This is a genomic window from Prevotella sp. MA2016 (genome assembly GCF_000619825.1).
Lineage (GTDB): Bacteria > Bacteroidota > Bacteroidia > Bacteroidales > Bacteroidaceae > Prevotella.
This window is the reverse complement of record NZ_JHUW01000010.1, coordinates 232,900-246,798: the sequence shown is the minus strand read 5'-3', so window position 1 is coordinate 246,798 and position 13,899 is coordinate 232,900. Positions and strand designations below refer to the sequence as shown.

The 13,899-nt window shown below is 47.3% G+C and carries 8 protein-coding genes and 1 pseudogene; all 9 read right to left on the bottom strand.

Features of this window, described 5'->3' with window-relative positions; all coding sequences use genetic code 11:
* Window positions 1-4: 4 nt before the first annotated feature.
* Window positions 5-748 (bottom strand): PP2C family serine/threonine-protein phosphatase, encoded by a 744-nt coding sequence (locus T360_RS0108575; protein ID WP_028912412.1) that lies wholly within the window; start codon window positions 746-748, stop codon window positions 5-7.
* Window positions 749-764: 16 nt separating this feature from the next.
* Window positions 765-1,085: an FHA domain-containing protein gene (locus tag T360_RS16360; RefSeq protein WP_197019291.1), complete on the bottom strand. Its 321-nt coding sequence runs from the start codon at window positions 1,083-1,085 to the stop codon at window positions 765-767.
* Between the two features lie 294 nt (window positions 1,086-1,379).
* Window positions 1,380-1,499 (bottom strand): annotated as a pseudogene (locus T360_RS16725) (zinc-ribbon domain-containing protein); the annotation flags it as partial.
* A 6-nt stretch (window positions 1,500-1,505) separates the two neighbouring features.
* A complete protein-coding gene (locus tag T360_RS0108565) occupies window positions 1,506-4,811 on the bottom strand; it encodes an AAA family ATPase (RefSeq protein WP_081772754.1) in 3,306 nt (1,101 codons plus the stop codon).
* Window positions 4,812-4,817: 6 nt separating this feature from the next.
* Window positions 4,818-8,189, bottom strand: coding sequence for a protein kinase (locus tag T360_RS0108560; RefSeq protein ID WP_028912409.1), 3,372 nt, complete (start codon window positions 8,187-8,189; stop codon window positions 4,818-4,820).
* Entirely contained in the window at window positions 8,189-9,112 is a 924-nt protein-coding gene (locus T360_RS0108555; protein WP_028912408.1) for a zinc ribbon domain-containing protein, read from the bottom strand. The genes T360_RS0108560 and T360_RS0108555 overlap by 1 nt, the downstream gene beginning before the upstream one ends.
* 117 nt (window positions 9,113-9,229) lie before the next feature.
* Complete coding sequence (locus T360_RS0108550) at window positions 9,230-11,263, bottom strand: M13 family metallopeptidase (RefSeq protein ID WP_028912407.1); 2,034 nt, start codon at window positions 11,261-11,263, stop codon at window positions 9,230-9,232.
* A gap of 13 nt (window positions 11,264-11,276) precedes the next feature.
* A complete protein-coding gene (locus T360_RS0108545) occupies window positions 11,277-13,265 on the bottom strand; it encodes an ABC-F family ATP-binding cassette domain-containing protein (RefSeq protein ID WP_028912406.1) in 1,989 nt (662 codons plus the stop codon).
* The gene (locus T360_RS0108540; protein ID WP_028912405.1) at window positions 13,262-13,879 is read right to left on the bottom strand and encodes a LolA-like putative outer membrane lipoprotein chaperone; all 618 of its coding nucleotides are present in this window, start codon (window positions 13,877-13,879) and stop codon (window positions 13,262-13,264) included. The genes T360_RS0108545 and T360_RS0108540 overlap by 4 nt, the downstream gene beginning before the upstream one ends.
* Window positions 13,880-13,899: the final 20 nt, after the last annotated feature.

The window sequence follows — 13,899 nt, the reverse complement described above, 5'->3', positions numbered from 1 at the left end:
TTTTTTAGAACTGCATCACACAGCACGACACATTGTCGAGACCGCCTGCAGCTACAGCAGCATCGCAGAGGTTGTTAGCGTCGATACCATTTGAAAGCATTGTGAATATAATCGAATCGGGCAACATGTCAGTCAGTCCATCTGTACACAACAGATAGGTATCGCCCAGTTTTACATCGTCAGTAAACTTTACGATATCGATGAATGATGATGAACATCCGCCACCGATACAATTGGTGATAACATTAGAATGTTGGGAAGAGCCCAGCATATTACTCAACGAATGGTCGGTAGTAAGCTGAGTGAGTTGCCCCTCCCGGAAACGGTACAAGCGACTATCACCACAATTCAGTGAGTAGAACTCGCCTTCGTAGAACACCACTCCTACCAAGGTTGTTCCCATGCCCTCATACTGCACGTCGGAACGACCTTTTGAGGCAATAAGGTAGTTGATGGAATCCAGCCACCCAACAAAGGCATCGTTGATGCCTTGGGGAGTGAGTCCTGTAGGCAGGTCATAAAAGAAGAACTGCAGATTGTGCAAAGCATCACTGCTGGCCACATCACCACGATTATGACCACCCATACCATCGGCAACAGCCACGATATAACGATCGTTATTGGTTAAGTCAACGCGGGTGCTAAAGCCATCATTCCTAATGAAATGCTTTTCAATGAGCACCATGTCTTCATTCTGACTACGCACGCAGCCTACCTTACTAGCTGCATTCATGTGAATTGTTATCATCGCTTATTAATCATTACTATCGTATTATTACTTGCAAGTCGATATTGGCAATAGTAAGCATATCGCCATTTTTCAACAGCGTCTCGACCTCGGGCTGAATCGGATTCTGATTAACCCGCGTACCATTAGATGAATTCTTGTCGATGACACACCAGCCAGCTCCTGACTTGAACTTAAGCTGGGCGTGAATACCCGACACGTAGGAGTGCTGCTCAAAGAACTGGACATACGGTCCCTTGCGTCGGCCGATAATCGCACCATTCATAGCAACAATTCGCAAACCGAGACTCTCGTTTACCAAGGTCATCGAAGGGATGCTTGAGCGCGTGGCTGCCACCTGCGCAATTGAGATGGCAGGCCCAACCGAAATGCTAGCCGCAGCCCCAACCTGACTAGGCTGACTAGGCTGGCCAGGCTGAATAGCCTGGCTAGGAGAACTAGGCTGGCTAGCCTGGCCAAATTGGCCAGGTTGGCCGGAAGTTCTAGCCTGGCTAGATATGATGGAAATAGGAGAAACAGGAGGAACGTTTGGACGAGGAGCATGGGCAGCGGGCGCCACATTAACGCTCGGAGCTGGCTGCTGCTCGAATACATCACCTTGACGCAAAGCCATCACGCCGCCACAACGAGTGCAACGACGTCCGATGCCCACATGACCGCACTGCTTACAAAACAACAGTTGCTGCCCGCATTGGTCGCAGTAATGAGAATCGTCTTCTATTTCTTCTTTACAAGCTGGACAAATAATCATATTTCGTTAAATATCTTCTGGTAGTATAATCTGATATGTTTCCTTTGTAACCTGGTCGAGCGGTAACTTGGATACACGTTCCGACAGGTGCTGGATGGTAGAGTCAAGCAGGTTGCGCATTTCGCGGGCATTACCCCAAGAGTCGCCCTTAGCAAGAACCATCTTATATATCTTATCAAGAGCTTTGAGCTCTGACTCAGGCGTAAACTTGTACTGCTCCTTCTGAGCCATATGCTTGTAGATGGCCAACAGCTCATCAGGATCATAGTCATCGATATGCAACTTATGTGTAAAGCGGCTGGCTAATCCGGCATTCATCATGAGGAACTCCTCCATCTTGTCCTTATAGCCCGCAGCAATCACGATAAACTTACCACGATCGTCTTCCATACGCTTCATCAGGGTGTCGATGGCCTCCTTGCCATACATGTCGCCACCATCGCTCAAGGTATAGGCCTCATCGATGAACAAGATACCGCCCATAGCTTTATCACACATACTGTTGACGATCTTTGGCGTTTCACCCATATACTTACCTACAAGTGTGGCACGACTAGCCTCGATAACTCGCGAAGTAGGCAGGATATCCATGGCTTGGAGTATCTCACCCATCTTACGGGCAATAGAAGTCTTACCAGTGCCCGGATTACCGGTCAGGATGAAATTCATAGACATTTGCTGAACACTACCAGCGCCCATAGCTGCGCGCTGTTTCATGAACATACTCTGAACTGCCAATCTACGAATAGAATCCTTAACACTGCGCATACCAATGAACTCTTCGAGCTCGTTGAGAACCACGTCGAGCGGACGTGCTGCCTCGGCCTGCGACATTGGCAGGTCGTCTATTGTCAGCGCGAACATATCGCTCTCCTTGAAGCCTGGCTGAGTCATCTGCTTTACCAAGCGCTGACTCTGGCGCTCTACAGCCTCGTTGAATATACGACGTGCCTCGCGAGCATTTCCAAAGTTCTTGTCGCGACGCAGATAGAGCTGCTCGAACATGCGATGGATGGCAGCCTTGGTATCTTCATCGACGGTGAAGTTCTTACCTGATGCAAGATGCAGGAATATCTCTGTCAACTCGTCTGGTGTATAATCGTCGAAGTGAATAGTCTGCGTGAAGCGACTCTTCAAGCCTGGGTTGCTATCAATGAAATCATGCATCTGATCGGTGTAACCAGCCACAATACAAACAAACTTACCGCGATCGTCTTCCAGACGTTTCAGCAGGGTGTCGATAGCTTCAGAACCGAAGGTGTCACCATCGCTCGACTTCAGTGTATAGGCCTCATCGATAAACAGTACACCGCCCATGGCCTGATCAACCAACTGATTGGTCTTGATGGCAGTCTGTCCTGAGAATCCGGCCACCAGTTTAGAGCGGTCGGCCTCAACCAATTGTCCTCGTGCTACAACACCAAGCGTCTTGAAGATGTCGGCCATGATACGAGCCACCGTGGTTTTACCTGTACCTGGATTACCCGTAAACACATAGTGTTTTCCTTGGAAGGTATTGGTTTCGCCACGAGCAATCTGCAGATTGAGGAAGGCGGTAAGGTTGGCAATTTCCTTCTTGACGCCAGAGAGTCCAACGAGACCGTCGAGCTTCTTCAGGCAGTCCTCGGCGCTCACCGTCTGTGGTGCATCGTAAGGGATATCCTCCCGAACGATGGTCATCAGTTCCTCGTTGCTCATCATCGAGATGTTTGCTCCCTGCAGGCGCTGTGCCTGTTTCTTGCATATCTGGTCGAAGAGTGTACGCATGGTACGACCATTGGCAAAATCCTTGTCGCGCGAGTCGTACATCTCCTTGATCATCTTCTGAGTAAGCACCTGTGCATCTGGCGAGAAGATATACTTCTTCTGCTTTGCAAACACCTGCATAATCTGATAGAGCTCGGTTGGAGAGTAGTCCTTGATATCGAGGAAGTAGTTGAATCGGCTGCGGAATCCCGGATTGACACGGAACAGGTTTTCCATCTCCGTACGATAACCGGCAGCAATCACAATAAACTGTCCGCGATCGTCCTCCATACGCTTCATCAGTTTCTCCAATGCCTGTGCACCTTGGGCATCTCTATCACCCGAAGCACTCACTGGAGCCAGCGTATAGGCCTCGTCCACAAACAAGATACCCCCCTTGGCTTTATCGCAAAGCGCATCTACCACCTTTGGTGTCTCTCCTTGATACTGGCTCACCATCTTGGCACGGTCAACCTCCACAACATGTCCGCTGTCCAAATAGCCAATAGCTGCCAGGATTTCGCCCAACTTACGGGCGATAGTTGTTTTACCCGTACCAGGATTACCAGTAAGGATAATATGCATAGACATTTTCTCCTGTTCGCCCAGTCCACGTGCAGCACGCTGCATGGCGTTCTGAACAGAGTAAGCCATCTCTCTCACGGCGGCCTTCACCTCGTCCATGCCAATATAGGTATCCAGATCTTTCAGGATATCATCAACTGAGCGCTCCTCAGGTACGTAGCCCTTGATATCGTCTATCTCCACTCTGGAGGCATTAGCGCCACGACTGATATACTGTGTAAAGATATCTTCGGCAGTCTTGTTAGCCAAGTGACCATTACCAAAGGTCTCGTCCTTAATCTTTACCTGATACTTAAAGAAACGCGTCAACTGGCTATCAGCTTCTGGCGAGAACTCCGAGATGCCGTACCTCAGTTTCAGGTCCATCTTACAAATCTGCGTCAGTTCCTGATATCCAGGTGTGGTCATACGGAAGGTGTATTTGAATCGGTTGGCCACAGCTGGATTGCTCTCCAGGAAATCTTCCAGTCCCTTTGACAGACCGGAGATAATCACAATGGGGTTGTCCTCCCATTTATCCATCTCGACAAACAATTTGTCGAGCGGATTCACCTGGTTAGAGTATTTATCCGGCAATAGTTTCTGCACATTGTCGAAGAACAATATACCATTCTTTGCTTTCTTGATATTTTCATCCCATTTATCAACAAAACGCTGATAATCTACGGCATCTACCATCATCAACTGAGGTTTCTCAATAATTTTATGCTGGAAGAAGTAGTCACGCAGGATTTCAGCTAATGCCGTCTTACCAGTACCGGTATCACCGATCACGACAGCATTCAAAGATATACGGGCTTTAGATATATCCTTGCGAGAGCGCAGAAACGTATAGGTATCGACAATGGTTTTAAGCTGGTTCTTCACCTCATCGAGGCCAACCAACTTATCAAGCAAGTCGGTAGTGACAAGTTGCTGACCACACCACTTGCAGAACTTTGCTTTGCTCCTATTTTCTTTATGACAATTCTGACAAACCATTTTATATTATGCGTCTCTATCTATTTTCTTAATAATACTTGACGGTGCCTCCTTCATATGACTATTAGGATTGGCAATATTCAGCATTTTGGGACTGAATACGATAAACGACAATACGAATACCAGCATCAGCAGACTCCACAGTACGTAGTGCAGCACACTCTCGCCACTGATAGAGCGAACCTGATCGGTGACATCGTTCAGCAAACCAAATTTTGAACCTTTGAACTTATACGACCTTGCCTTGAAGGTGTAGAACAAGGGTTCTATCAGAGTTGATTTAACATCGTTCTCAAGCACCTCAGAAATCAATCGACTATCGGCTTTCTCGTCACCACGGAAATCTGTGAGGTGACAAACCAGCATATATATCAACGTTATAACGATGATGGCAATGTTAAAGAGTGTGGGATGCGAAGCACCTATATACTTTAATATAATAATAGGTATAAAGCACGTAAACGCACCTACCAATCCCCATAAGAATGAGAACATGAAGTCATAGCCCTTAAAGAACGAGCGTGTAGCAACAATCAGGCCCGTCATTCCACCCAAAGGCATACCGATACTGATAAAAGTATGACTCAGGATATATTCAGGATTGGTGATTCCAAAGATGAGCACAAACACCAACCATACGCCACTCAAGCCATAGAACATCATTCGCCACAGATTCTCCTTGGCTTTGGCTCTGCGCCAGCTGTCCTTCACATGAGTCACACGTCTTTGTGTTTCGTCTCGAGCATCGATGAAACGCTTATAATAACGCTGTGATGGATCGATCTTACCCATCGCCATCAACCAGTCTTCGATAGCATGCTCATAGGAGTATTCCTGTGTAAAGTCGGCAGTTGGGTCTTCATGATAGAATACCGCCATCCACTGCCCCATCGAGCCGTTTCTGATCTCATTACGGAATATCTGCATCTTCTTGACCTGCAGATTACGGCCATCGGCATATTCAATGCCATCAGGCATCTGGTAGGTAGGCACAACTCCCAGTATGCGACAGAAGCGGTAAACGGCTGTTCTGGCATCGTAGGCACCTAAGCGCTCCTTATTCTCATCGCTCTTGAAGTCGAAGCAACGATGATGCTCGTTGTACATCTCTGTCCAACCATGCAACTGTGCATAATAGGCAAAGCGTCCATTCAGTTCGATGAAATCCTTCATCACCTCTTCGAACTCCTTTTCACTCAGATTTTGTGTCTTGTGCAAGCGTTCGTTCAACAACTCACCAACCTGCGTTGGTGTGAAGGCTGAATCCAGATCATAGGCTGCCTCGCGATTCAGGTTATAAAGCACCTTATAGGCCAGGTTTTGAGAGTAAGGCTGATCTTGCGTCATGATGCGCAGACTCTCACATGCCATCTGGTCTTCATGACTATACATCCAGGCAAGCAGACGTCCGTCGGTCAGACTGTGCCACTCGTCTTCAGTAATATCTTCATGACTAAAGATGCTCACAATCTCATTAATCGTGTTTGACGGATACCTCACCATGAATGGTATCTCGGGATCCACTTCAAGCACGATTCTCATGATAGCCACACGGACTTCATCCTTGTTGGCGTAGTTCACGTTCTTAAAATACGAACGCAAACGATCTATATCACAACTTGTGTGAGTTTCTATATAGAGGTAGAAATTGTCGTTAGGATTGCCCAGCGTGAGTGCATATTCATCCTGATTACTCAGCAATGAGATACAAACGGCATGAATATCATCACACAAGCTACCGCGTATATCCTTATATGGATAGGTGGGCTCCATGGCATAGAGCGATGCCATCAGTCCTGCACGCTGATCGATGGGATAGCGCTTAGAAATGATATCTCTTACGATGGTGCTCAGTTTGTTGTTACCGCAGGCATCCAACCATTGGGTAATACGTCCATTGTAGAGATAGCCGATAGCCACTTTCTCATTGGCCAGCAGCATTGGAATCAGTTCGTGTACATTTTCAGCAACCAAGTTGCGCTCTGGATCGACAATAAAGCTCTGATACTTCAGGAATGGCGACGAGAGATCTACTTTTGGCGTCTCGCCCAGGAACCATTGCTCCACCTGTTCGTATCCCCAGCGGTTGATAGGATTAACTACCGTCAATCCCATCACGAGCAACTTGATACGCTCAGGCAGCTCGTTCATACGTGGTATGCGTCCCTCATTCTTCTGACGCATCATCACACGCTCGTTGGTACTCATCGGACTCTCACCGAGCCAGAGTGTCATCAAGCTGATACCTAATGAATAGTAATCAGCCTTTGGAGATATCTCTACAACACCATCGATAACATCTGCGTACATTTCAGGCGCTGCATAGATTGGTGTACGGGCCTGGGTGGTCTTATGTGCCTTACCATCCTCCTCAAGCATGCTCGAGATACCGAAATCACCCAGCACCAGTTCGTTATGATCCTTATCGCGGAAGAAGAAGTTGCCTGGTTTGATATCCTTGTGAAGGATACGCAGCTGATGGCAATATGCCAGGGCGGCCGCACTCTGCAGGACAATACGACGGAACTTGTCCATATCTCCTTCGAGTTTGAATTCGGCCATCGAGCCACCGCGCAGATATTCCATCAATTCATAATAGCGATGCTTGCCGTCAACATAGGTCTTACCAAAGTCATAAACCTTCACTACCATTTCGAAGTCGAAGTTCAATACTGTCTGCAGTATTTTCCTGTTCACATCGAAATTAGGATAGTAAACCTTAAGCACATATTCTTTATGATCACGCTCAACAAGGAATACTTCGGCCTCGCCAGTATTCTCGCTCAGGATCGACACGCGCTTATAGTCGTGCCCTTTCAATACAAAGATATTCTCATCAACCTCATTACGCTGTTGTTTAAGTTTCTTTGCTCTATCCTCATTATCAACAGATGATATAATAGAGATGTTGACATTGGGACGAGGGGCTGACGGACGCTGAGGTTGAGGTTGAGCCCCACGAGTTGTACGACTTGGCGCCGGAGCAGCCGGCTTCGGTGCTATCGGCTGATTGATGCCGGGTGCACGCACTGTACCGTCCAAAGGCCTGGCAGCCGGCTTCGGTGCTATCGGCTGATTGATGCCGGGTGCACGCACTGTACCGTCCAAAGGCCTGGCAGCCGGCTTCGGTGCTATCGGCTGATTGATGCCGGGCGCACGCACTGTACCATCCAAAGGCTTCGCCGATGGAGCTGCTTGTTTTGCCACAACATTTGCTTTAGGCATATCAATACGGATAGTGCCATCAAGCGGTTTTGGCTTCTCTTCTTTTGGAGGAGTCATCGGTACTGCATCGAAGTTGGTGGCTCGCACGGTTTTATCTACGTTCACCTCTTCGTTTTCAGTAACACTATTCTGTGGAGTTCTAACCGTACTCATTAGATATCGTCTTTAATTTCTTTTCTAGTACCCTTGCCAAGAATAATCCATTTTCCGCCCATCTGTGGTTTGGCACAACCACATGGACTTGAGTGGAGCGCATGCTTGAAGTTGCACTGCCAAGCCAGACGCACGCCCTGAGGCTTACAAGCCATCGCATAATTGCGCACCTGTGCTGGCTTGGGTTGAGGCACCTGAGCCATCTGATCGAGCAATCTCGACAGCATCTCCATGCGCTCTTGCTTCTTCTTGTCGTGCTCATCCTTGCTCATCACTTTATGATCGGCCAAGTTGGCATCTACACGATCCATGCCACGATCCTGAGCCAACAGCATCAGTACTCGCTGGCGCAACTCCTGACTTCTGCGATCGCGCTCTTTATCCTGCTCGGTCACATAAGGAATCTGAAGATCCAGTTGCTGAATCTCTTCGGCCAGTTTCTGCATCTGCTGATATTCTGGCATCTGCATCACTTTCTCTTTTAGCATACGGGCCTCTTCTGTAAGGGCTGTACCACACTGTTTGCAGAACGAGAAATCATTAAGGGTTCGGCAAACAGGACAAACGATACCGCCCACGGGACTACCGCATTCTGGACAATAAGACTCGGCTCCATTCAGATAAGCTCCGCAGAACGAGCATACGTCTTTTCGAATATAATGACGACAGCTTTCGCAGAAATCGGCATCTGCATCGACAGCTGCGCCGCAATAGGGACAGGTAGCCTGTCCGATAGGTTCACCGCACGATGCACAGAAAAGAGCCTCTGGCTCATTAAGCGCACCGCAATGGGGACATTGTATGCCATTAGCAGCATTGGTCTGCATGGCTTGCTGATATTGGGGTTGTTGCACAGAATGCTCGCGATAGAGAGGCTCTGCGCTTCTATTTACTCGATCGGGGTTTTGTGTAATATCGTTCATCGTTGTTGGAATTTTAACTTAAGCTAGGTGCAAAGTTAATTAAAAAAACGAATTAAACAAAAAAAACCGCCGTAAATTTACATTTACGACGGCAAAAAACATATTTTTTGATATAGATTACCACAATTCAAGGCGTTCCTGCTTGGGGATAAACATTTTATCGCCCTCTTTCACGCCAAAGGCCTCGTACCATGCATCAATATGTGGCAGAGCACCGTTTACACGCCAACGACCCAGTGAGTGAGGATCGCTCTTAGTGCGGTTACGAATCTCTGCTTCTGTAATATTAGCAGCCCACACGCCAGCATAAGCGTGGAAGAAGCGCTGATCAGCTGTCAGTCCATTCTTCTCACCGAGAGGATTGCGCTTGGTAGCATTCTTATAAGCAGCCCAAGCCACCTGCAGACCACCGTGGTCGGCCAGGTTCTCACCCAGTGTCAGTCGACCGTTACCCTTCAGGTCGGGCAGCACGTTGATGGCACTAAAGAAATCAGCATATTTGTCAGTACGAGCTGTAAAGTTCTTTCCATCTGCTTCTTTCCACCAGTCATGCATATTTCCATCTTTATCAAACTGGCGACCCTGGTCGTCGAATCCATGTGTCATCTCATGACCAATCACCACACCAATGGCACCATAGTTAAAGGCATCATCAGCAGTCATGTCAAAGAAAGGATACTGTAGGATTCCTGCAGGGAAACAGATCTCATTGGTGGTTGGATTATAATAGGCGTTTACTGTCTGTGGAGTCATATGCCAATCATCACGATCCACAGGCTTTCCTACAGTATGCTCAATATTCCAAGCATTCCAGAACTTAGCGCATGCCTGCATATTATCGTAATAAGATTTCGTAGGATCAATCTCAAGTGCAGAGATATCAGTCCACTTATCAGGATAGCCTACTTTCACATAGAATGTGTTCAGCTTCAGCAGAGCATTCACCTTTGTAGAATCGTCCATCCAGCTCTGAGCGGCAATACGCTCGCCGAGGGCAATCTGCAGGTTCTTGATCAGTGTGAGCATACGCTGCTTAGCAGCCTCAGGGAAGTACTTCTCGGCGTAAATTTTACCAAGAGCCTCACCCATCACACGCTCCACCTGACTGGTGCTACGCTTCCACAGAGGGAAGTTCTCCTTACGTCCAGAACGAACCTTACCATTGAAGTCGAAGCTCTCGGCTGCTGTAGCATCGTTCAGATAGTTGGCGGCGCCGCTGATAAAGCCCCACTCCATCACGTCGCGATACTCAGCAGGCTTGATGCTACCAACCAGTTTGTTGGCACCAGCAAGGAAGTCAGGCTGTCCTACAACCATCTCCTGCAGGTACTTAGTATCAATACCCTGAGCATTCATCACCTTAACCAATGGCAGGTTAGGATACTTAGTCTCAAACTCCTTCAGAGTCATCTTATTATAGTTAGCCTCTGGATCGCGGAGCTCTGTACGACTCTTGCTCACCTTGGCCAGGGCAGTCTCAACCTTCATGATGTTCTGCATCTTCTTGGTAGCAGCGCTCTTGCTGAAGCCCAAGAGCTGGAACATCTTCACCACGTGCTTCTTAAATGCCTCACGGATATCGGCTGTAGCCTTATCGTTATCCAGATAGTACTCCTTCTGACCGAGTGAGAGTCCGCCCTGGTAGATACTCAGAATATTCTGAGCAGCATTCTTCTCATCGGCACCAAAACCAGCATAGAAGAACTCCTGTTCACCATAAGGAGCCATCTCCAGTTGGATAGCCAGCAGCTGCTTATTGGTCTTAGCAGCCTCCAGACGCTTAATCAGTGGCATCAATGGTGCTACACCTTCCTTGTTACGGCGTGTAGAGTCCATCGCCAACTTGTAGAGATCACTCAGTTTCTGCTCGATAGTACCCTTTGCATAGGTATTGCTCTGAAGTTCTTTCAGAATACCATTGATACGCTTGTCGTTCTCTTCCTGCAAACGGTCGAAACTACCATAGCGAGAATAGGCTGCTGGCAGTGGGTTGTTCTTCATCCAACCACCACAAGCATACTCATAGAAGTCGTCGCCTGGACGAACATTCTTGTTGAAATCGGCCTCGTTCAAGCCTGAACCAAGCTCAGTCTGAGCCATCATCATCATTGAAACAGATGCCATTGTCATCATTGTTAGAAATCTTTTCATCGTTTTTTGTTTATTATTGCATTAATGATTCTAATTCCTCGCTTGCTTTCTCCCAGCGCTCCACTTCAGCATCAAGTTCGGCCTTGATGTTGGTGTACTCATTCACCATCACCATGTCAGATGCATTCTCAGGCTGCATCAGCAGTTCATTGAGCTCGTTCAAGCGCTGTTCCAGTTTCTCAATCTTTTCTTCCGACTGCTTCACGGCTTTCTGTACACGATTGACACGCTTCTGCTGTTCCTTGCGCTCGGCATAACTCAGCGCTTTTACCAAGGTCTCCTGCGGAATTTCTTTCTGCGCGCTATTTGCTGCTACGTTGGAAACATTCTGTTCCTTCACTGGGAATTTATTATTTCCACGCTGAGAATTATCACGCCCCAGTTCATTCAGTTCTGTTATCTTCTTGGATCTTAAGAAATCGTAGATACCGCCCAAATGCTCGCGCACCTTACCACCACCAAACTCATATACTTTGGTGACCAAACCATCCAAGAATTCACGGTCGTGACTCACGATGATAGCCGTACCATCAAAAGCTTTGATGGCTTCCTTCAACACATCTTTAGAAGGCATATCCAGGTGGTTGGTGGGCTCGTCGAGAATCAGCAGGTTGACAGGTTCCAACAGCAAGCGGATCATAGCCAATCTACTGCGCTCGCCACCACTCAGCACCTTCACCTTCTTATCACTCTCCTCACCTCCAAACATAAAGGCTCCCAGGATATCGTTAATGCGCAATCGCACTTCGCCCTTAGCTACATTGTCGATGGTCTGGAACACAGTGAGATTCTCATCAAGCAACTGTGCCTGGTTCTGGGCAAAATAGCCTATCTGGATGTTATGTCCCACCTTCAGTTCGCCTGTATATGGAATCTCACCCATGATACACTTCACGAGTGTAGATTTTCCTTCACCGTTTTTACCCACAAAAGCCACTTTCTCACCACGCTTAATGGTCAGCGTCACATGATCAAAGACGGTATGTTCACCATAGTCCTTCCGAACTTCATCACATATCACAGGATAATCACCGCTTCGCAAGCAAGGTGGGAACTTCAGGTGCATGGCAGAATTGTCAACCTCATCAATCTCGATAGGTACAATCTTCTCAAGTTGTTTCACCTTCTGCTGAACCTGAACTGCCTTTGTAGCCTGGTATCTGAAGCGTTCGATAAACGCCTTCATCTCAGCAACTTCCTTTTGTTGGTTCTCGTAAGCCCTTAACTGTTGCTCACGACGTTCTTTGCGAAGCACCACATACTCGTCGTACTTCACTTTATAGTCAATCACCTTACCACAAGAGATTTCAAGGGTACGATTTGACACATTATTAATAAAGGCACGGTCATGACTTACCAGCACCACAGCACTTGAGCTTTGCGCCAGGAACTGCTCCAGCCACTGAATAGATTCGATATCCAGGTGGTTGGTAGGCTCGTCGAGCAGCAACACATCTGGTTTCTGCAGCAGAATCTTGGCCAATTCGATACGCATACGCCAACCACCAGAGAACTCGGAAGTAGGACGCTCAAAGTCGCTACGTTCAAATCCCAAACCGGTCAGTGTACGTTCTATCTCAGCCTCATAATTCTCAGCCCCCATCATCATATAGCGCTCATGGGCAGTGGTATATTTCTCAATCAGCGCCAGATAGCTCTCACTCTCATAGTCGGTACGTTCGGCCAGTTCCTGATTCATCTGTTCCAACCGTTCCTTCATGCGGGTATTATCGGCAAAAGCCTTCTGTGCCTCCTCGCGCACGGTTGTATCGTCTTGCAGAATCATCACCTGGGGCAGATAGCCTATCTTTGTATCGTTAGGCACGCTCACATTTCCTGCAGTAGGCTTCTGCAGCCCACACAGAATCTTGAGCATGGTACTCTTTCCTGCACCATTCTTACCCACAAGAGCAATGCGATCCTTATCGTTAATCACAAAACTAGCCCCATCAAACAAAGGCTTGATACCAAACTCTACTCTCAGTCCTTCTACTGATATCATCGTTTATCTACAAATCTATAATTCTTAAATTGCTCCCTTGGGAAAAGCAGCATCTCATCAGTAATGCCACCCGACTGGAAGTTACTTATTTTTATCGTTGTCCAGATAAAGGCAATCTTGATACGCACACTTATCGGGTGATAGGTTTTGCGGTCCAAGAGTGCATGTATCTCTTTCATACCTTTACGCCCTTTTATCAACTTTAGCGTCACCATCAGCCCTTTGTCGGCCTCAGCTATACTATAGTCATAATTCTCTGGCTCAAACTTAAATTTCTGCGAATACTTATCGCTTTTGTTGTTTTTTGCCGTATGAATCTCAATCTCACGCTTTTTCTTTTTAAAGGTGTACACCGTTTTACCATCATTCCATGAGGTCATTCGAGCTTCGTCAAACTTACTTTTCTTACCTTTGTACCAGATGGTTCCATGAGTTTTATAAATACCAGTGATATTCACATCGTAGCTAAGTGTTGCACCCTGTTCACCAAACACTTGTTGGTAAGCACTATTAAAGATTCGGCGGGCTTGTCGGCTGTTTGCTGTTTCCTGAGCATTGATGCTACAAATGGCGCACCACAGCAGCACAAACGCGCAAATTATCCTTTTTCTCATTAATCTTTTCATTTTCGATG